16 protein-coding genes and 1 tRNA gene are annotated in these 20575 nt (G+C 43.3%); 7 read left to right on the top strand and 10 right to left on the bottom strand.

What is annotated here, in order from left to right; translation table 11 throughout:
* Positions 1-6: 6 nt before the first annotated feature.
* The gene (gene infB / locus SOI83_RS07885) at positions 7-3405 is read left to right on the top strand and encodes a translation initiation factor IF-2 (RefSeq protein WP_320676132.1); all 3399 of its coding nucleotides are present in this window, start codon (positions 7-9) and stop codon (positions 3403-3405) included.
* Between the two features lie 20 nt (positions 3406-3425).
* On the opposite strand, the gene SOI83_RS07880 is transcribed toward infB, so the two are convergent.
* On the bottom strand, positions 3426-3701 hold the full coding sequence (locus SOI83_RS07880; protein WP_320676131.1) for a DUF3493 domain-containing protein: 276 nt from the start codon (positions 3699-3701) through the stop codon (positions 3426-3428).
* 27 nt (positions 3702-3728) lie between these two features.
* Between SOI83_RS07880 and SOI83_RS07875 the strand changes: the two genes are divergently transcribed.
* Both SOI83_RS07875 and SOI83_RS07870 read left to right on the top strand, forming a co-directional pair.
* Positions 3729-3800, top strand: a tRNA-Thr gene (locus SOI83_RS07875).
* Between the two features lie 356 nt (positions 3801-4156).
* Positions 4157-5713, top strand: coding sequence for a photosystem II high light acclimation radical SAM protein (locus tag SOI83_RS07870; protein ID WP_414153406.1), 1557 nt, complete (start codon positions 4157-4159; stop codon positions 5711-5713).
* On the opposite strand, the gene SOI83_RS07865 is transcribed toward SOI83_RS07870, so the two are convergent.
* From SOI83_RS07865 to SOI83_RS07855, 3 genes are all read right to left on the bottom strand, one after another.
* On the bottom strand, positions 5635-6468 hold the full coding sequence (locus SOI83_RS07865; RefSeq protein WP_320676129.1) for a CPBP family intramembrane glutamic endopeptidase: 834 nt from the start codon (positions 6466-6468) through the stop codon (positions 5635-5637). The genes SOI83_RS07870 and SOI83_RS07865 overlap by 79 nt on opposite strands.
* A 56-nt stretch (positions 6469-6524) precedes the next feature.
* Complete coding sequence (gene clpS, locus SOI83_RS07860; protein WP_320676128.1) at positions 6525-6839, bottom strand: ATP-dependent Clp protease adapter ClpS; 315 nt, start codon at positions 6837-6839, stop codon at positions 6525-6527.
* 72 nt (positions 6840-6911) lie between these two features.
* Positions 6912-8138 (bottom strand): LL-diaminopimelate aminotransferase, encoded by a 1227-nt coding sequence (locus SOI83_RS07855; RefSeq protein ID WP_320676127.1) that lies wholly within the window; start codon positions 8136-8138, stop codon positions 6912-6914.
* Between the two features lie 69 nt (positions 8139-8207).
* On the opposite strand from SOI83_RS07855, the gene SOI83_RS07850 reads away from it, so the two are divergent.
* From SOI83_RS07850 to SOI83_RS07840, 3 genes are all read left to right on the top strand, one after another.
* Positions 8208-10913 (top strand): TIGR03960 family B12-binding radical SAM protein, encoded by a 2706-nt coding sequence (locus tag SOI83_RS07850; protein WP_414153405.1) that lies wholly within the window; start codon positions 8208-8210, stop codon positions 10911-10913.
* 266 nt (positions 10914-11179) lie between these two features.
* On the top strand, positions 11180-13090 hold the full coding sequence (locus SOI83_RS07845) for an Rne/Rng family ribonuclease (protein ID WP_320677719.1): 1911 nt from the start codon (positions 11180-11182) through the stop codon (positions 13088-13090).
* 1 nt (position 13091) lies between these two features.
* A complete protein-coding gene (locus SOI83_RS07840; protein WP_320676125.1) occupies positions 13092-13703 on the top strand; it encodes a ribonuclease HII in 612 nt (203 codons plus the stop codon).
* Here SOI83_RS07840 and SOI83_RS07835 read toward each other — a convergent pair.
* Positions 13700-14224 (bottom strand): DUF1997 domain-containing protein, encoded by a 525-nt coding sequence (locus SOI83_RS07835; protein ID WP_320676124.1) that lies wholly within the window; start codon positions 14222-14224, stop codon positions 13700-13702. The genes SOI83_RS07840 and SOI83_RS07835 overlap by 4 nt on opposite strands.
* A gap of 53 nt (positions 14225-14277) precedes the next feature.
* Between SOI83_RS07835 and pheA the strand changes: the two genes are divergently transcribed.
* A complete protein-coding gene (gene pheA, locus SOI83_RS07830) occupies positions 14278-15114 on the top strand; it encodes a prephenate dehydratase (RefSeq protein ID WP_320677718.1) in 837 nt (278 codons plus the stop codon).
* Positions 15115-15124: 10 nt separating this feature from the next.
* Here the strand turns inward: pheA and SOI83_RS07825 are convergent, their stop codons facing one another.
* The 5 genes from SOI83_RS07825 to fusA all read right to left on the bottom strand — a co-directional run bounded on the left by SOI83_RS07825 (position 15125) and on the right by fusA (position 20567).
* Entirely contained in the window at positions 15125-16057 is a 933-nt protein-coding gene (locus tag SOI83_RS07825) for a methyltransferase domain-containing protein (protein ID WP_320676123.1), read from the bottom strand.
* A complete protein-coding gene (locus SOI83_RS07820; protein ID WP_320676122.1) occupies positions 16057-16719 on the bottom strand; it encodes an LON peptidase substrate-binding domain-containing protein in 663 nt (220 codons plus the stop codon). Before SOI83_RS07820 ends, SOI83_RS07825 begins: the two co-directional genes overlap by 1 nt.
* A 64-nt stretch (positions 16720-16783) precedes the next feature.
* Positions 16784-17104: a 30S ribosomal protein S10 gene (gene rpsJ, locus SOI83_RS07815; RefSeq protein WP_009788866.1), complete on the bottom strand. Its 321-nt coding sequence runs from the start codon at positions 17102-17104 to the stop codon at positions 16784-16786.
* Positions 17105-17249: 145 nt separating this feature from the next.
* Entirely contained in the window at positions 17250-18449 is a 1200-nt protein-coding gene (gene tuf, locus SOI83_RS07810) for an elongation factor Tu (protein ID WP_320676121.1), read from the bottom strand.
* A gap of 45 nt (positions 18450-18494) precedes the next feature.
* Positions 18495-20567, bottom strand: a complete 2073-nt coding sequence (fusA, locus tag SOI83_RS07805; RefSeq protein WP_320676120.1) for an elongation factor G — start codon at positions 20565-20567, stop codon at positions 18495-18497.
* Between the last annotated feature and the right edge of the window lie 8 nt (positions 20568-20575).

The following is a 20575-nucleotide window of genomic DNA, read 5'->3' as shown; positions in this document are numbered from 1 at the left end:
ACCTTAATGACCATCAGCGGCAAAATCAGAATTTACGAGCTTTCCAGGGATCTTGGCCTGGAAAATAAGGACGTGCTCGATGCCGCCAACAAGCTATCTATTCCTGTCAAAAGTCACAGTAGTTCGATTAGCGAGGACGAGGCAAAACGCATTAAGGGGCTTCTAAGAGACAACAAGAAAGCAGTTTCAACCACAAAGCCTCCCTCATCAACAGGTAAGGAGATCCTTTCTTTAAAGAAAGCTGGATCTTCTCCAACACCTACAAAAACTCAAACATCAGGCTCTAAGCCATCTCCTGCCAATCAAGTCGCAGCTAAACCAACCAAACCAAAAGCAACATCTCCGCAAAAACCTACTAGTCCCAATAGACCTGCTGCTGCTGATTCAGCCAAGCGACCATCAGCTCCAAGTCGCCCAGTTCTTGTACAAACAAAAACGCCACCAAAAAGCATTTCCCCTAATCCTGTCAATAAAGCCGCCAAGACACCCGTAAATCGTCCTGCGCCTCCAAAAGGGCCTAAAAGCCCTAACTCTCCAAAAGCACCCATAAAGCCTTCAATACAACAGAGACCAACTCCTGCGAATAGAGCAATAAACAATACGAAATCTACAAACTTCAGTGGGAATAGACCTCCAAATTCTCCTGCACCACGACCAAAGATAGTTTCCAAACCTCAATCTCCTGATGCTTCTCGTCGCAATGGGCCACCAGTCAAAAATCCTAATTTGCAAGAGCGTTCGACCACAAAGCCTGAGTTGGTTGGTCGTCCCCAACCGAAACGCCCAACATCACCTCCCTCCCGACCTGAAGGAGGCCAACGCCCCGATAGAAAGCGTCCAGGGATTAGCTCACGTCCTCTAGGTGGACCTAATCAGAGAAACAACATTCCTCAACGTTCAGGCACCTCTCAACGTCCAAGCCCACCGACTCGTCCCAATCAAAGCAAACCCGGTCAACCTAGAGGTGCAGGAAATACCCTTGAGCTTGTAGGGAAACCAATCCGTAGAGATCGCTCTAGTGGTAATCAGCCACCTCGCGATTCCAGCAATCGCTCAAGTGGTGGCAATCGCCAAGGCATGCCATCAGGGATGCGTAAACCAGTGGCCCCTGGTGAGCTAATGCAACTCCAAAAGCCAACAGGACGGCCTGGTACTCCACCGCCCCGTCGGCCCGACGGGACAACAGTAAGTCCTCGAGGCGGTTCAGATGGAACGTCTCCTCCAGCGAATAGGCCAAATCCTCCAGCAGCACCAAAGCGTCCTGGTCACAGACCTGGTGCGGGCCCAGCAGGTGCACCACGAAGGCCAGGTAAACCAGATTGGGATGACAGCGCCAAACTAGAAGCTCTGAGAAACAAATCACCTCAAAAGCAGCGGCAAAAAGTACATATCATCGGTGAAAATGATGATGCACTAACTACAGAAACCAGTGGATTTGCAGGAGAGCAACAAGCAATTGTTCTTTCTGCAAGTCTTGCTAGACCAGCTAAACCAAAATCTAAACAAAAAGGTGCCGCAAAGCCTTTAGCGGCAATGCGTAAGCGCAAAAAAGAAACTACTCGTCAGCGTCAACGTAGACGGGCTATGGAACTAAGAGCAGCTAGAGAAGCTAAGCAAGTTCGTCCAGAAATGCTAATTGTCCCAGAGGACAATCTTACCGTTCAAGAACTTGCAGACATGCTGAGCGTAGAAAGCTCAGAAATCATCAAGTCTCTTTTCTTCAAAGGCATAGTTGCAACAGTTACGCAATCACTCGACCTGTCCACAATCGAAACAGTTGCAGAAGAATTTGGGGTACCAGTTCTGCAAGACGACATTGAAGAAGCAGCGAAGAAAACTGCTGAAATGATTGAGGAGGCTGATCTAAAGCACCTAATTCGCCGTCCTCCTGTCGTCACCGTCATGGGCCATGTCGATCATGGCAAGACAAGTTTGCTAGATGCGATACGTAAAGCCAGAGTTGCCGCAGGAGAAGCCGGTGGCATCACACAACACATCGGGGCATATCAAGTCGAAGTTGAACAAAATGGGAAGCAGAGAAAGCTCACTTTCTTAGACACCCCTGGGCATGAAGCATTTACCGCAATGCGAGCCAGAGGCACAAAAGTTACCGATGTTGCCGTTCTAGTAGTAGCAGCAGATGATGGAGTTCGGCCTCAAACCTTGGAAGCAATTAGTCATGCACGTGCAGCAGAAGTCCCCATAGTCGTCGCCATCAACAAGATCGACAAAGAAGGTTCCTCAGCAGATCGTGTAAAGCAAGAATTGTCTGATCAAAATCTTCTCGCCGAAGAATGGGGAGGAGATGTTGTGATGGTTCCAGTGAGTGCAATTAAAGGGGAAAACATAGACAAACTTCTAGAAATGATCCTTTTAGTCACTGAAGTTGAAGACTTACAAGCGAACCCCAATCGACTCGCAAAAGGAACAGTTATAGAAGCTCATCTAGATAAAGCCAAAGGCCCTGTAGCAACACTTCTGGTTCAAAATGGCACTCTCAAAACAGGGGACGTTCTTGCTGCAGGACCTGTTCTTGGCAAAGTCCGGGCAATGGTTGATGAAAATGGAACAAGACTCAAAGGCGCTGGACCTTCTTATGCAGTAGAAGCATTGGGATTCAGCGAAGTACCTACAGCAGGTGATGAATTTGAGGTTTACCCAGACGAGAAGGCAGCACGCTCCGTTGTTGGCGAAAGGGCATCCGATGCAAGAGCCACTCGATTAGCCCAACAAATGGCATCAAGGCGTGTATCTCTCTCCGCAATGTCAGGGCAAGCAAGTGAAGGAGAGCTCAAAGAACTGAACATTATTCTGAAAGCTGACGTACAAGGCAGTGTTGAAGCCATTCTTGGCTCTCTAGAGCAATTGCCAAAGGATGAAGTTCAAGTCCGGGTATTACTTTCTGCTCCAGGAGAAATCACCGAAACAGACGTTGATTTAGCAGCCGCCTCAGGTGCCGTCATTGTTGGATTCAACACTTCAATGGCATCTGGGGCTAAACGCGCAGCTGATGCTACTGGTGTTGACGTAAGAGATTACGAGGTTATCTACAAGCTGCTTGAAGATATTCAAATGGCCATGGAAGGATTGCTAGAGCCTGAGATGGTAGAAGAAGCCTTAGGAGAGGCTGAAGTTAGAGCAATCTTCTCCGTAGGGAAAAGTGCCGTTGCAGGTTGCTATGTAACTACTGGAAAGCTTCAACGTAATTGCAAAGTTCGAGTTCAACGTTCAAATCAATTTGTTTTCGAAGGCGACCTCGATTCACTACGTAGAAACAAGGATGATGTTAAGGATGTTGCAACAGGATTTGAATGCGGCATTGGGTGTGATCGCTTTGCGAACTGGGAAGAAGGAGACATAGTTAAGGCCTATAAGCTGGTAACCCAAAGACGAAAGTTGAACTAAGTTGAACTAAAAAAAATTCATCATTTTTCAGAACGGTCCAACCAAAGCAATCCACCAAAGATAATCAACGCTCCTATTTGGATATAGATATCTCGATAAGAGACGGCATCACCAGCCAACCCTCTAAAAGTCATCACAAAAGCTCCAATAGAGGCTGACCCAAATAAGGCGACCCAAAGAGCCCTTCTTAAACCTCTTAAAGGATGCTTGGACTCCCTTAAGAGTCTTTCCCGCAACTCAGGGGTTAGCTTGGGTTCAGAAGAAGATGAGAGTTTGCTCAATGATGCAAAAGACATAATTTAGAATGTTAAGTTCATCTTGTCGCCGGTGTAGCTCAGAGGTAGAGCAACTGATTCGTAATCAGTAGGTCGCAGGTTCAAATCCAGTCACCGGCTCTGCTGCAGTACTTGCTGAAACAATTCTCTTTGCAATCATGAATAAGGAGTTCAAAGTTGATACGAAGAGCATGTATAAAAATTGCGGAACTGGTTCTGTAAAAATTTTGTATAAAAACCCCCCACCAGACTCACATGAATTCATGATGTCAAAAGATCTCAATTTTAAGCATCGAGAAATCACTCAAAACTTCTCAATTCAGGCTAAAAGCCCTTAATAAGAAGTTTGGCCAGTTGAACTTCAGAAAAAAGATTTTTTAAACTTAAATTCGTTGTTTACAATGAAATCACCCGAAGCGAAACTGTTGACCCAAGAGCACCAAACCTTTGTCAAAAAAGATTCGGGCAAAGCAAAAGTGCTACTGATTCGCCTGCCATGCAATCCAATCTTTCCTATTGGTCCCATCTATTTAGCAGATCACTTACACAAATGCTTTCCTCACTTACCCCAACAGATATTAGATTTAGCAGCTTTACCTATTATTGATGTTGAACGACTACTATTAGCTGCGATTCATAAATTCCAGCCAACACTACTAGTTTTTTCCTGGAGAGACATACAAATTTATGCACCAGTGGATGGGAGGGGAGGGAATCCACTGCAAAACTCATTTGAAGTTTTTTATTCAGCTAACCCTATAAAACGATTACGAGGAGCTATAGGGGGGCTTCGTTTAATGACAAGTCATTATGGGGAATTGAGAAGAAATACCCGTCTAGTACGAGTTGGCCTCAAAGCCGCACGAAACTTCAATCTCCAAGCAAAAGCAGTCCTTGGGGGTGGCGCGGTAAGTGTATTTTACGAACAATTAGACAAGTCACTTCCGAAGGGGACTGTAGTTTCTGTTGGTGAAGGAGAACCATTACTAGAAAAGATATTACGTGGAATCAATTTTGATGATGAGCGTTGTTTCATAGTTGGCGAAAAGCCTCGAAACGGCCTCATACATGAAAAGCCAAACACTCGGCCAAAGACAGCCTGTAATTATCAATATATTTCATCAATATGGCCACAGCTGAATTGGTACCTTGAGGGTGGTGACTTCTATGTAGGCGTTCAAACTAAAAGAGGTTGCCCACATAACTGTTGTTATTGTGTATATACAATTGTAGAGGGCAAGCAAGTTAGGGTAAATCCTGTTAAAGAAGTCGTAAAAGAAATGCGTCAATTATATGATTTAGGAGTTCGTGGTTTTTGGTTTACAGATGCACAATTTATACCAGCACGACGTTATATGGATGATGCCAAAGAACTACTCAGAGAGATTCAGCAGGAAGGCCTAAAAGATATTCACTGGGCCGCCTATATTCGAGCAGACAATATTGATCAGGAGCTCGCTAAATTGATGGTAGATACAGGCATGAATTACTTCGAGATTGGCATCACCTCAGGCTCACAAGAGCTTGTAAGAAAAATGAGAATGGGGTATAATTTAAGTACAGTTTTGGAAAATTGTAAGTTACTTGTAAAATCAGGGTTTAATCAACACGTTTCAGTTAACTATTCATTTAATGTAATTGACGAAAGACCTGACACCATTCGTCAAACTGTTGCTTATCATAGGGAACTTGAAAAAATATTTGGACAAGATAAAGTTAACCCAGCAATTTTCTTTATTGGCTTACAGCCACATACACACCTAGAACAATATGGGTTTGATCAAGGCATACTCAAAAAAGGCTATAACCCTATGAGCATGATGCCATGGACAGCAAAGAAGTTACTCTGGAATCCAGAGCCAATGGGAAGCACTTTTGGGAAAATTTGCCTTGAAGCATTTGACAAAGATCCAAATGATTTTGGTCGAACTGTAATTGATTTGCTAGAGCGAGATTATGGAGTCGCCCCCTTAGAAGAAGCATTACGAGCTCCATTAGATGGTCGACGAGTGATTGGAACTGCATTTACTTGAAGCAAAAGAATTACACATAAAACAGCAATAGGTACGCCTCCCCCAATAGGGTTTGCAGGGCCAACCAACCATATAGGAGCATTAGAAGAAAGGCTTATCAGCCCATTTGTAAGAACAAACCATCCTGCAGCCAACCCTCCATGCAAGCCTATACAACCCCATAAAGAACCTTTATCTAAAATCCTTCTGGCAGCCAAAATCAAACCAAGCACAAATAACCCCAAGAGCAATAGCCATAAATCCCAAAAATTAAAAGTGAATCTAATATGTGCAACACTAAAGATTGCTGCTTGCGTGAATATAGCCAACCTAGCTGAAATCAAATACTCAAGCTCATGCCATAACCACCCTCTAAATATCAATTCTTCTAACAAACCCCAAACGACCAGGAGCAAGGCATCTACCACAAGTCTTGGGCTCCAACTGCCAAGCCATTCTCCCCACCCAAATAGTAAGATTGGCCCCATTAAAAGAACCAACAAAAAAGCTGCGAGCAATAAACCTCTTGAAAATTTTGTAAGCGCTAAGTTCAATGATTTTTTCTTTTCTACTAAACCCAGATATATCCAAGGAGAAGATGTTTTCCATCTAACCTTTGCCCATCCAGGCATGAAAAAAAGAAAGGAAATAAAGCTTATTAAAGTGCCAAACAACGCAAGTTCTTCAGGTAATAAATCTGATCTATATAGCCTGAATGGTTGCACTATCAACCAGCCCAAAAGGTACAGGCAAGGGATCAAGGAAAGTGTTGGCACCCATCGAGGCCTAATGGAGAGCCAAGAAGTCCAAAAAGTGGCAAATGAAAGGTTTTTCAGTTTTCTGGTTCAATTGTGCTGGTTAGGCCTTTCCCCTTTAATGTCTCGGAATAAAACTCTGCGGGTTCCAAATCACAGACAATGACAAGACCAACGCCTGTCTGATGTGCTTCAAGCATGACAGCCATAGCATCTTGCTCACTAAGCTGAGGGACAACTTGGCGAAGAGTAAGCACCACAAATTCCATAGTGTTTACCGGGTCATTGTGAAGTAAGACTTTATAAAGCGGTGACGGCTTTCGGATCCTTTCAGTCTGCTTCTCAATCACAGCAGCACCACCGGGACTCCGAATCGGGGTGTCAACGGACATGCTCAGGAATTATCTACAAGACAATCTAGATGGCTAGCGGATCAAACCAAATTACTGAACTCCAGAGAGACCTCATAAGGAAGATATACGTCGCATAGCCTCTTCAACATTAGCCCGACTATTAAACGCTGAAAGTCGGAAATATCCTTCACCAGAAAAACCAAAGCCACTACCCGGGGTGCCAACCACATTGACCTTTGTCAAAAGGTCGTCAAAGAAACCCCATGAATCCATTCCATCAGGGACCCTGAGCCAAACATATGGTGCATGTTTACCTCCAAATACTGAAAAACCTGCATTCGAAAGTTCGCTACAAATTATATTTGCATTTTGCATATAAAAGGCTACTAATTCCTTCACTTGCAAGCTTCCTTCAGGTGAATAAACAGCTTCTGCACCACGTTGAATAATATAACTAACACCATTAAATTTAGTACTTTGCCTACGATTCCAGAGGCTCCATAGATCAACATACTTACCACCAATACCTATACCAGACAGACTTTTTGGTATCACTGTAAAGGCACATCTTGTGCCTGTAAATCCCGCATTCTTAGAGAAAGAACGAAACTCAATTGCACACTCACGGGCCCCTTCAACCTCATAAATTGAATGCGGAAGATTCTCATCTTGAATAAATGCTTCATAGGCTGCATCAAAAAGGATAAGAGCATCATTACTCTTTGCATAGGCTATCCACTTCGCCAGTTCTTCCTTGCTACATACAGCACCTGTTGGATTATTGGGAAAACAAAGATAAATTATATCAACCTTCTCTTCAGGTAAACTTGCTTGAAAATTATTCTCCGCACTAATTGGCAGATAAATTAGTCCATCATAACGACCTGACTTTTGGGCTGGCCCCGTATTTCCTGCCATAACATTGCTATCTACATATACTGGATATACAGGATCAGTAACAGCTATTCGATTTCCAAAACCAAGAATGTCCAAAATATTGCTACTGTCACATTTCGAGCCATCGGACACAAAGATTTCATCCGCGACTATTTCACAGCCCCTGGCCTGATAGTCATGCTTAGCAATTTTCTCCCTCAACCAGGAATAACCCTGTTCTGGGCCGTAGCCATGAAAACCTTCAACCGTTCCCATGTCATCAATTGCAACCTTCATCGCTTCTCTACAAGCTTTAGGCAATGGTTCTGTGACATCGCCTATGCCCAAACGAATCAATTGAGCATCAGGATTATTTGCACTAAAGGCCTTAACTCTGCGAGCTATCTCGGGGAAAAGATAGCCTGCCTTGAGTTTTAGGTAATTGTCGTTGACCTGTACCACTTGAATGCTGCAAGTTCAGCAATCATCTTGCTATGCAAAGGGTACTTATGTGGTCAGTTCGTCAATACCATGAAGCAAGGGAAAGTTTTAACAGTGAGTCCTACCTCAAAAAACCAAGCATTTGAAAACCACCTATCCAAGCCTGTCGCCTTTGAGAAGTTAGTAGATACTGGAATACACAAGCCAGCTCGTTATATAGGCAATGAACTTGGCGTAGAGCCACATAACTGGGATAAAGCAACAGTGCGCTGGGCACTAACTTACCCAGAGCTTTATGAAGTGGGCGCAAGCAATCTTGGACATATCATTCTTTATTCAATTCTGAACTCAATCCCGAACCAACTCTGTGATCGCGCATATCTACCTGCTGCAGACCTCTCAAAAAGACTTCGCGAATCCAAAGAGAAGTTATTTGCTGTTGAAAGTCGAAGACCACTGATCGCTTTTGATATTTTGGGTTTCAGCCTGAGTTATGAGCTTGGAGCCACAAACATTTTAGAGATGCTTGATCTGGCCCAAATAGCTCTCTACTCACATCAACGTGGTGATCTTCCACTCAATGATCCCAACTCTCCTCCATTAATATTTGCCGGTGGGCCAACAGCGACGAGTAATCCAGAGCCATATTCAGCTTTTTTTGATTTCATCGCGCTAGGAGACGGAGAAGAACTATTACCCGAAATTGGGTTAATAGTTTCATACTCAAAGAAGCTAAAACTATCTAGATCAGAAACTTTACGAGAATTAGCCCATGTTCCTGGAGTATATGTACCCTCACTATATCTACTAAGCAAAGATGGAGTAACAATAATCCCCAAGGATGATTCCTTGCCTAAACGAATACTCAGAAGAGTCGCAACACCAATGCCAAAATACGCGATGGGATTGGTACCAAATATTGAAACCGTCCATGACAGGTTAACAATTGAAATAAGACGAGGATGTACTCGAGGATGCCGTTTCTGTCAGCCAGGAATGTTAACTAGGCCCGCACGAGATGTTGATCCAGATGCCGTAATAGATGCAGTAGAAGAAGGTATGAAAAAAACAGGTTACAGTGACTTTTCACTACTTTCTTTAAGTTGTAGTGATTATCTTTCACTGCCTTCAGTAGGAGTTCAACTTCGCAATCGACTAGCCAACAAAAATGTAACTTTGCAGCTTCCAAGTCAACGAGTTGATAGATTTGATGATGATATTGCTCATATAGTAGGAGGGGCAAGGCAAGGCAGTTTAACCTTCGCGCCAGAAGCAGGCACTCAACGCCTAAGAGATATTGTAAACAAAGGGCTGACGGACGATGAGCTACTTAAAGGTATCCGCAAAGCAATGGTAAATGGATTCAAAAAAGTCAAATTATATTTCATGATTGGTCTGCCAGGAGAAAATGATTCAGACGTGCTCGGCATTTCCGAAACCTGCAAAATGCTCCAACAAAAATGTAAGGACCTAGGCCAACTAAAACTAAACATAACTATTAGCAATTTCACCCCAAAACCTCATACACCTTTCCAATGGCATAGCGTCTCTACAACTGAATTTGAACGAAGACAACAAATCCTTCGCCAGGCATTAAGGCTCTTAAAAGGTATAAAAGCAAACTTCACGGATGTTCGTATCTCTGCAATGGAGGATTTCGTAGGGCGTGGAGATAGAAAACTTGCACCTGTTATTGAAGCAGCATGGAAGGCTGGTGCAGGAATGGACTCATGGTTTGAATCACTTGACAAGGCATATGCAGCTTGGAATAAAGCAATAAAATCTGCCAATCTGGAAGGCCAATACAGGGATATTGAGCTCGGTAACTGGAACTCAGTCAAGGCTCTTAAACATGAACAATTAGAACAGTTTTGTGCCCAAGCACTTCCATGGGATCACATTGATAGTGGGGTGGAGAAAGACTGGTTATCAAAGGATCTTCAACGAGCAATTCAAGGATCTGTAATACCTGATTGTTCATTTGGAGCTTGTAGCAGCTGTGGCGTTTGTGGCCCAGAGCTAGGTCACAATGAAATAATCCCGCCTCCACCAATTCCAGCAAAACTAAAGGTAAAAGCTCCTCCCAGTGAACGAGCTTGCAAAATTCGCCTTCGTTTCTCCAAAACTGGAGCCATGTCTTTTTTAAGTCATCTCGACATGGTGCGACTATTCGAACGTGCACTTAGGAGAAGCAATCTGCCAGTAAGTTTCACGGGTGGCTACCACCCATTACCACGATTACAAATTGCCCTAGCACTCCCTCTAGGAGTTCAGGCATTCCAGGAACTAATGGATATTGAATTCACCAAATATGTTGATGCCCATTTTGTACAAACAGAACTTCAATCGAAGCTACCGCAAGGATTAGTACTGCAAAATGCAATCAAGATACCTTTAAAAAGCAAAAGCCTATCGCAAGAACTAGATGGGGCATTGTGGAATTTCAACCTCGAAGTAGAAACAAGTCATTACCCAACAGCTCTTGAATGGGAAAATGCAATCAAATCTATCCTCAAATCAACTCAACTCATATGGAAAGACAAAGATAAAAAAGGAAGGCCTCGCGAACGAGACTGTCGTTCAGTACTTCGTTCGATTCAACTCAATTGTTTTATAGACAAAAACGAGCAGAAGAATGCTTATCGCGGAGTAAACCTGCAACTAGACGCACAAATCGATAAATTAGGCCGGAGCCTGAAACCTGACCATATAAGACATTGGATAGGAGAAAATCTAAACCAACCAATACGAGTCAATGATGTTAAAAGAGAAAAGCTGAGATTAATAAAATGCTAGTGTTGACGTAGGCCGAGTAGCTAGCAAAATGCGACTTGGCAATCACAGGCCTTCTCAACCCACACTCGAGAAAAGCTAGGCCAACAGCTTCATTACTCATTCCGGTACGACGTTTCCGGGTAAGTAACCGGCAAATCATAGGAGCTTCGACTCCGTGTATTTATTGAACAACCTTCTGGTTGAAAACCATTAGCTAAGCCTTCAACAGTGCGTCTGAAGGCGATTGATTGGTAAATAGCCAAGTAGGGCTTCTCACCTTCTTTTCTATGCCCAAACAAATTGTTATCGCGGAGCAGTTGCGTATCGCAGCATTGCTCACCGATGAACGAGTAGATGAATTGATCGTTGCTCAAGGGCGCTATCAAATTGGGGATGTCTACCTCGGCACAGTGGAAAACGTCCTGCCAGGTATTGATGCAGCCTTTGTCAATATTGGTGAAAGTGAAAAAAACGGATTTATTCATGTCAGTGATCTAGGCCCTCTTCGTCTGAAGAAGAGTGCTGCAGGAATTACTGAATTGCTTGAACCGCGCCAAAAAGTGTTGGTTCAAGTCATGAAAGAGCCAACTGGCACAAAAGGGCCTCGTCTTACAGGAAATCTTGCTCTCCCAGGAAGATATTTAGTCCTTCAACCTCATGGTCAAGGTGTAAATATATCCAGGAAGATTAGTTCTGAAGGGGAAAGGAACCGATTAAGAGCACTTGGAGTTCTAGTTAAGCCTCCAGCGACTGGCCTATTAGTTAGAACAGAAGCAGAGGGAATTAGCGATGACTTACTTATCGATGATCTTGAATGCCTACTTAAACAATGGGAAGCAATTCAACAAGCTGCAGAGCTATCTGAACCTCCAATACTTTTAAATCGTGATGAGGATTTTATTTACCGAATACTCCGTGATCATATCTGTCCAGATTTAGTCAGAGTTATTCTAGATAATCCAAATGCTATTGAACGAGTAAGTAATTTTCTTGAGCAAGACAGCCCAAATACATTAGTAGAAGCGCATTCTGGATCTAATAGTCTTCTAGAGCATTTTAGAATTAATTCAGCTATTCAAGATGCTCTAAGACCAAGAGTAGACCTGCCCTCTGGTGGATACGTAATTATTGAGCCAACGGAAGCTTTAACCGTTATTGATGTCAATTCTGGTTCTTTTACACGCTCAGCGAATGCAAGAGAGACCGTACTTTGGACCAACTGTGAGGCCGCAATAGAAATCGCAAGACAACTTAAACTTAGGAACATCGGGGGAGTCATAATTATTGATTTTATAGATATGGAGTCAAGACGAGATCAGCTGCAATTACTAGAACATTTCACATCAGCAGTAAAAGACGACTCAGCACGACCTCAAATTGCACAACTTACTGAACTAGGCCTTGTTGAGCTTACTCGAAAGAGACAAGGGCAAAATATATATGAACTTTTTGGCAAGTCTTGTCCTCACTGTCATGGGCTAGGTCTTACCAGTGTTCTACCTGGTGACGAATTAGCGAAGCCAATAGTGCAAGAAGCTGGCCTTGTTAAGTCAACTAGTTCAATAAAATTTGACTTGCAAAATTCACTTGAAAGTAATAATATTCGCCGCAAACGTGGGGGTCGTAGCCGATCTCCAAACGAGCTCTCCACCTTAGAAAGCAGCCTCGAAGCCACAGGCAGTAGCAATGAGAACCAAGAAGAAAATTCTTCTTCAGAAGTAAATAACAACCGCCAAGAACCTGATATCATTCCAGTAGAAATGAATGAACAAGAAGAGATAGTTTTTAGTGCGTTGGGACTTAGTCCAGCTCTGCTTCTAGACCCAACTCCAGACAGTGAGAACCTAGTGGTAAGAGTGATTAGACCAGGGGAAAGTACTGAGCAAATACTTGAAGAAGCTAGACAAGATCTCTCAACAATTTCAAATAGGAAGAGACGTAGAGGAAGGAATAGTGGGCGTGGAACAAATCGTTCAATACCAGAAGCATCAACTGCAGCAAATGCTGACTCAATCGAAAAAGAAAGATTAGAACAAGCAGAAGAAAATAAACATGCTCTAAGCGTAGAAATTACACCACTAGAAGATAAAGACACATCTGAAGAAGCTTCAACGCAAAGCCCTTCTCCTGAGAATCAATCTGCTCCTGAACCTGAGGATCCTCGTCGACGAAGAAGACGTTCTTCAGCAGCAAATTGAGATGATCTCTCAATCCCAAAAAATAGCTGGCGTAGATGAAGTTGGACGCGGCTGTTTATTTGGGCCTGTCTTCGCAGGTGCAGTTGTTTTAAATGAGACTGCCAGGAAAACCCTACAAGACTTAGGGCTTACTGATAGTAAAGCTATGTCCAAAAAACATAGAGCATTTCTAGTGCCTAAAATTGAAAAGTTGTCTACAGCTTGGGGCCTTGGACAAGCTTCTGCCAGAGAGATTGATACCTTCGGCATAAGACTTGCTACCGAAACAGCAATGATAAGAGCCCTACAAAAAATCTCCGAGCCAATTGACCTTGTACTTGTGGATGGAATATTACCTATCAGTAATTGGGAAGGGCCTCAAAAAACCATAGTCAATGGAGATAGTTCTAACATTGCAATCTCCGCAGCCAGTGTTCTTGCAAAACAATCAAGAGACGAATTAATCAAGCGGCTATCAAATCAATTTCCCAAATATGGGCTAGAAAAACACGTTGGCTATGGCACAGCCTTACATAGAAGTTCATTACTTACATTAGGAGCAACTTCATTGCATAGAAAGACATTTCTAAAAAAGCTCTATAACCAAAAAAAACTCAATAAAGTTATCAGTTAACTTTTTGATGATTCACGACACCAATCTTCAAAGTCTTCCACAAGTTGCTGCCCAACTCTTGCTTTAATTCCTAATAAAATGCCATTTAATATTGAACGACCAGTGCTTTCTAGAACTGAAGCGGGAATTAGTCTTAATAAAGGAGGCTGACTAACTGTTACCGAGAGAAGAGCTTCGCCCTCAAGTCCTTTTTGGGTGGCTTCTAGGGTAGCCTCCAAACCAAGAACAAAATCATCTACCAAGCCCAAGCCTTTCAACTCACTATCAGTGGCATGCATTCTGAGCTTGCCATCCTCGCAATTAACAACTCCTATAGAAACTACTGGATTCACTTGTAATTGAAAAACCTGCAGGCTAGTTACGGTATATCGATAGCTGCCTGGGCCTAGAAGAGTAAGTTTTTTCGAATCAAGCATTGCACCAACTACTCTCTCCTGCTGAAGCAAGTAATCAGGCAACCGTTCAACATTGTCTCTGAACGGTAAATCTAATTTCTGACAGGCTCTGAACGCCAGAGACATAACCGGCGGGTAACGCTTAATGATTTTATCGGCCTTTCTGCTAGAAAATGAGAATGCTTAAACGCTTAGCTTTTCTAGGTCCTGAGGGGACCTACGCCGAGAAGGCTGCTATTTCCTTGGCAGAACTGGAAGGACTGCAAGAAATTGAACTGGTGCCCTGTCAAGGATTGCACTCTGTAGTAGAGCATGTTGCAAAAAAAAATTGTGATGGAGCAGTAATCCCTATAGAAAATTCGGTAGAAGGAGGAGTAACGGCAAGCCTTGATGCACTCTGGTTATATCCTGAACTCTTTATTCAAAGAGCCTTAGTAATACCCATCCAACATTCCTTAATAGGTAGTGGTCAAATCCAGGAGATTTCTGAAGTTCTCTCTCACCCACAAGCACTCGCTCAATGTAGCGGTTGGCTAAGCAAGCATTTACCTAATGCACTTCAGTTGCCAACCACCTCAACAGCAGATGCAGTACGAATGATCAAAGGCAGCAAATTCAGGGCTGCCATAGCTTCAAAAAATTCAGGCAATCCTATGGGACTGTTAGAGCTAGCTTTCCCTATAAATGACTTACCAGGAAACAGGACTCGCTTCCTTCTTCTCTCTCATGATGAGCCATCAAGAAAAGCGGATATTGCAAGCATTGCCTTTTCTCTGCATGCCAATTCCCCAGGGGCTCTGCTCAAAGCCCTAAAATGTATAGCCAAATTAGGTCTAAACATGAGTCGTATAGAATCGCGACCTTCGAAAAGAGAACTAGGTGAATATGTGTTCTTTGTAGATGTTGAATTACCAAACCAAATAGATCATTTGCTTGTGGAACTTCTGCAAAGTTTAGATCCCTTATGTGAACATCTTGCTAATTTTGGGGCATACCCAAGCGATCAAATGATTTAAAGTCAAAAAACTAGCCACGAGAACGAAATACCCCAAAACGCATCAGTCCTTTCGCAAAAGCCCATCTCATAAGTAAAATCGTAGGTATTTCTCGAAGACCTTTAATTACTGAAAATAGGCCTAAACCAAATACAGCTTTAGGCCTACGAATCCCTTCCATGATCGACTCATTCCATGAAGGTAGTGTTGCTCGTGTCCAGTCCTCAGTATCTACTCCACCTCCGCAAAAAGGACTTCTTAAAAGATTCATTTTAAAGCCCGAAATGCTTGCAAATTCAGGGTGAGCCCATTGGTTTAATAACTGGCGCATAACCCACTTTTCAATCCCAACAATCTCCCCATCTTGTAAATTACGTTTATTCCAATCAGCAACTGCTAAAACACCCCCTGGCCGTAAAACCCGCAACAACTCATCTGCATACTTCTGTTTATCTTGAATATGTGGGCCTACTTCAACACTCCAAACACCATCAAAAGTACTTTCAGGAAAGTTCAAATCCAATGCATCCATTACCTGGAAACTACAAGTTAATTGATCTGATGTGAGTTCAGAAGCACGTCTAACCTGAGCAGAACTAATGCTTATTCCTATAATTTCAAAGCCATAATCCTTGGCAAGGATTCTAGTAGACCCACCAATACCACATCCAACATCCAAAATCCTGGAGCCTTTGGGCAATTGATCCAAACCACTCCACTGGACCAACTTGTGCACAAAAGCAACTTTTGCCTCTCGAAAATCCATCTTTTGGGAAGAGGCATCATAAAAGCCAAGGTGTATATGCTCGCCCCACAATCTTTCAAGCAACTGATCTTTAGTCCACTTGTCATAAGCAGTCGCGACCGTATTTATAGATTGATATTTACGATCTCTAATAAGCCATATCAAAAGCATTGATATGCAACTAACAAAAGCAATGGAGACTATTGATCTAAGTAACATCAACTATTAGCTTGGTCAACATTAGAAAAAGTATCCTTTAAAGCTGTTCTTGCAGCCAATTGCCGCTTTGTGTGATCCAACATCTCTAACTCGCGCTGTAAGCGTCCCTTAGTATCAGTACTTTGAAGCAATAATTGCTGCAAATCGGACACTGGGCCATCAAGATGCGCAGCAACCCAGAAGGAAAGCTCTCTTGGCAGATCTGGAAGATCATCTGGCAAAAACATCTCAGAATCAGTCAACTTTGCAGTAAGACCAACAACATCTCGAAGAGATGATTCAACCTGAATAGCCAACTTAGAAAGTGCTTCTTGATCTGTTATCTCTTCGTCCTCAATCCAGGTGACCATTGCGGTTAGAAAGGGTGTTTTCCTAATCAAATCGAGAGTACGAAACCGCTGCTGACCAATGGTAACGATGTAACTGCGCCCATCCTCAGAAGTGTGATGTTGAACAACTTCTGCACAACAGCCAACTTCAGCCATTGTCTTCTTTTCAGGGTCCCACCTCAATACTCCAAAACGTCCATCACCTTCCAACACTGTTTGCAGCATGATGCGATATCTAGATTCGAAGATATGTAAAGGAAGTACCTCCTGCGGAAATAGAACCAAATCTGGCAATGGGAATAAGGGCAATTCCCTGACTGAAATATCCGTCACGGAAATCGTCCTGAACAGAGTTGAATTTTAGTTAAATAATCTCGCTTTGTATGTTTTGTGATTCTCAAAGCTTAACTTCAATATCAACTCCACTAGGGAGATCAAGTTTCATTAATGCGTCAATAGTCTTCGCAGAAGGGCTATAAATATCAATTATCCGACGATGTGTCCGAGTCTCAAAGTGCTCCCTTGAATCCTTATCCACATGTGGTGAACGAAGGACACAATAGATCTTCCGTTTTGTAGGCAAAGGGATAGGACCTATAGCGGAAGCAGCAGTTGTATCAGCCGTCTCAATGATTTTGTCACAGGAGAGATCAAGCATACGTCGATCAAACGCCTTAAGTCGGATCCGAATCTTTTGCTGTGCGATAGCCGTAGACATGGGAATCAAAGGTGATGTCCCCTCTCTTAATAGAAAGGGGGGTGAATTAATTTTCTAGGTGCTTTATGCAAATAAGCCTATAAATTATTTTAGGGGATAGAGAAAACTCTAGAGCCTTCTCTGCCCCTAAAAAGAAAAGATCTATCTACTCAAGAATCTTTGATACAACCCCTGCTCCAATAGTCCGCCCCCCTTCTCGTATGGCAAACCTCATACCTTGCTCAATAGCAACAGGACAAATCAATTCTCCTGTCATCTTGATGCGATCACCAGGCATAACCATTTCCACGTTACTTCCATCATCAGAAGTAAATGCAGTGATTTGACCGGTCACATCAGTTGTACGGATATAGAACTGAGGTCGATAACCAGCAAAGAAAGGGGTGTGCCTGCCACCTTCTTCTTTTTTCAGTACATAAACTTCGCCTTCGAACTTTGTGTGTGGAGTAATTGATCCTGGCTTAACAAGAACCATACCCCGCTCAATATCCTCTTTTTGAATACCCCGAAGTAGTAAACCAACATTGTCACCAGCCATTCCTTCATCTAGAAGCTTTCTGAACATCTCCACACCAGTAACAGTTGTTTTACGGGTGTCTTTAATCCCGACTATTTCTATTTCTTCACCAACAACTACCTTGCCGCGCTCTATGCGACCTGTGGCCACAGTTCCTCGACCAGTAATTGAGAAAACATCCTCCACTGCCATAAGGAAGGGCTTATCCACCTCTCGCTCTGGCTCTGGGATAGAGGAATCTACAGCGGTCATCAGCTCTTCAATCTTTGATTCCCAAGCTGAATCACCCTCTAATGCCTTCAAGCTTGACACTTGAACAATTGGGATATCGTCCCCAGGGAAGTCATAACTACTAAGCAGCTCACGAATTTCCATCTCAACAAGCTCGATGATCTCCTCGTCATCGACCATGTCGCACTTGTTAAGTGCTACTACCAGTGCAGGAACACCAACTTGCTTAGCAAGAAGGATGTGCTCCTTGGTTTGAGCCATTGGTCCATCAGTTGCAGCACAGACAAGGATTGCTCCATCCATCTGTGCAGCACCAGTAATCATGTTTTTCACATAATCTGCGTGGCCAGGACAATCAACATGGGCGTAATGCCTGCCATCTGTCTCATACTCAACATGAGCAGTATTGATAGTGATGCCGCGCTCTCTTTCTTCAGGGGCGCCATCAATATCGCCATAGTCCTGGGCTTTTGCCTGGCCCTTTTTAGCTAGCACATTAGTAATTGCTGCTGTAAGGGTGGTTTTGCCGTGATCAACGTGGCCAATAGTACCGATGTTGACGTGAGGCTTGTTCCTCTCAAACTTCTCGCGTGCCATTTGTTAAAGAATCGGGGATAAGGATTGAATTGTAGAGATCAGGAATTAATTGCCCTGATTCTTGGAGATGATGGCTTCAGCTACGTTGCGAGGAACTTCCTCATAGTGGCTGAACTCCATGGAAAAGATACCCCGACCCTGTGTCATAGATCGGAGTTGAGTGGCGTAACCGAACATTTCGGCTAGTGGCACTTTGGACTGCACTTTAGACAATCCATCATCTATGGACTGTCCTTCGACTTGACCTCTTCTAGAAGAAAGGTCTCCGATGATCGACCCAAGGAAATCCTCAGGAATCTCAACTTCGACCTTCATCATAGGTTCAAGGAGTACTGGACTGCACTTCTTTACTCCATCTTTAAAGGCCATCGAACCTGCAATTTTGAAAGCCATTTCAGATGAGTCAACATCGTGGTAAGACCCATCAACCATTGTCACCTTGACATCAATTAATGGATATCCAGCTATCACACCTGATTCACAAGTCTCTTTCATTCCTGATTCGGCTGGCTTAATAAATTCCTTGGGGACAACACCACCCACAATCTTATTTACAAATTCGAATCCTGAACCAGGCTCTCCAGGTTCCATTTCTATAACAACATGGCCATATTGACCTTTACCTCCTGTTTGTCTGGCAAATTTTCCTTCACCTCGCGAACTGGCTCTAATCGTCTCTCTATAAGAGACCTGAGGCGCTCCAATATTTGCCTCAACTTTGAACTCTCGAAGCATGCGATCCACAAGAATTTCAAGGTGAAGTTCACCCATTCCAGCAATAACTGTCTGACTAGTTTCAGGATCTGTACTAACCCGGAAAGTGGGATCTTCCTCAGCTAATGCTGTGAGTGCCTTGGAAAGCTTTTCCATATCACCCTTGGTTTTTGGCTCAACAGCAACTGAAATAACCGGTTCTGGGATGAACAGAGTTTCCAACACAATTGGATCCTCTGTCGCACAAAGAGTGTCTCCAGTTGTTGTGTTCTTCAATCCAAGAACTGCCCCTAAATCACCAGCTCGCAACTCATCAACTTCCTCTCGATCATCTGCCTTAAGGATAATCAACCTAGAGATCCTCTCTTTCTCATTTTTAGTTGAGTTCAATACATAGCTTCCTTTCTCAAGAATTCCGGAATACATCCTCACAAAGGTAAGTTTTCCATAAGGATCAGCCATTACTTTGAAAGCCAACGCACTGAATGGGGCAGAGTCGTCGGAAGGGCGTACAGCCTCATCTCCTGAAGGCAATAAACCCTGAATTGGTGGAACATCAACTGGAGCAGGCAAATAATCCACAACAGCATCCAACAGCAATTGAACACCCTTGTTTTTAAATGCGGAGCCACAAAGCATTGGAACCAAGCCATGCTTAAGCACACCTTCTCTAATACCTGCCTCAAGTTGGTCTTGATTTAATTCTCCTGTCTCAAGAAAAACCTCAATAAGGCTCTCATCTGTTTCAGCAACACACTCCATCAATTTTGCACGCCATTCAGCTGCGAGCTCAATCATCTCCTCAGGTATTTCAGTCTCTTGGATGTCCTTACCAAGATCATCCTTATAGATAAAAGCCTTGTTCTTAACAAGATCAACAATTCCTTTAAGGTCATTTTCAGCACCTATAGGTAACTGAATTGGTGCTGCATTTGCTTTTAATCGATCTTTAATTTGCTTATAGACCTTTAAGAAGTCAGCCCCAGTCCGATCCATTTTATTAACAAAGACCATTCTTGGAACTGAATATCGGTCGGCCTGGCGCCAAACCGTTTCAGATTGAGGCTGTACTCCACCAACTGCACAAAAGACAGCAATTACGCCATCCAGCACTCGCATAGAGCGCTCAACTTCTATTGTGAAATCAACGTGACCTGGTGTATCAATAATGTTGATTCGATGATCTTGCCAGGTGGTTGAAATTGCTGCGGCAGTAATGGTAATGCCCCGCTCTCTCTCCTGAGCCATCCAGTCAGTGACTGCAGCGCCATCATGCACCTCTCCCATCTTGTGCACAACTCCTGAATAGAACAAGATTCGTTCTGTACAGGTTGTTTTCCCAGCGTCTATATGCGCAGCGATACCTATATTACGTACACGTTCTAATGGGAAGGCGCGAGCCACAGCAATCT

Source organism: Prochlorococcus sp. MIT 1300 (genome assembly GCF_034092375.1).
Lineage (GTDB): Bacteria > Cyanobacteriota > Cyanobacteriia > PCC-6307 > Cyanobiaceae > MIT-1300.
This window is presented reverse-complemented; position numbering and strand designations above follow the sequence as displayed.

What these genes read in the sequence shown, in the direction of transcription:
- rpsJ (WP_009788866.1), bottom strand. Translation starts at nt 17,104, where the DNA reads ATGTCTACGGCTATCGCACAGCAAAAGATTCGGATCCGACTTAAGGCG.
- SOI83_RS07825 (WP_320676123.1), bottom strand. Translation starts at nt 16,057, where the DNA reads ATGTTACTTAGATCAATAGTCTCCATTGCTTTTGTTAGTTGCATATCA.
- tuf (WP_320676121.1), bottom strand. Translation starts at nt 18,449, where the DNA reads ATGGCACGCGAGAAGTTTGAGAGGAACAAGCCTCACGTCAACATCGGT.
- SOI83_RS07850 (WP_414153405.1), top strand. Translation starts at nt 8,208, where the DNA reads ATGAAGCAAGGGAAAGTTTTAACAGTGAGTCCTACCTCAAAAAACCAA.
- SOI83_RS07845 (WP_320677719.1), top strand. Translation starts at nt 11,180, where the DNA reads ATGCCCAAACAAATTGTTATCGCGGAGCAGTTGCGTATCGCAGCATTG.
- infB (WP_320676132.1), top strand. Translation starts at nt 7, where the DNA reads ATGACCATCAGCGGCAAAATCAGAATTTACGAGCTTTCCAGGGATCTT.
- clpS (WP_320676128.1), bottom strand. Translation starts at nt 6,839, where the DNA reads ATGTCCGTTGACACCCCGATTCGGAGTCCCGGTGGTGCTGCTGTGATT.
- SOI83_RS07840 (WP_320676125.1), top strand. Translation starts at nt 13,092, where the DNA reads ATGATCTCTCAATCCCAAAAAATAGCTGGCGTAGATGAAGTTGGACGC.
- SOI83_RS07835 (WP_320676124.1), bottom strand. Translation starts at nt 14,224, where the DNA reads ATGTCTCTGGCGTTCAGAGCCTGTCAGAAATTAGATTTACCGTTCAGA.
- pheA (WP_320677718.1), top strand. Translation starts at nt 14,278, where the DNA reads ATGCTTAAACGCTTAGCTTTTCTAGGTCCTGAGGGGACCTACGCCGAG.
- SOI83_RS07880 (WP_320676131.1), bottom strand. Translation starts at nt 3,701, where the DNA reads ATGTCTTTTGCATCATTGAGCAAACTCTCATCTTCTTCTGAACCCAAG.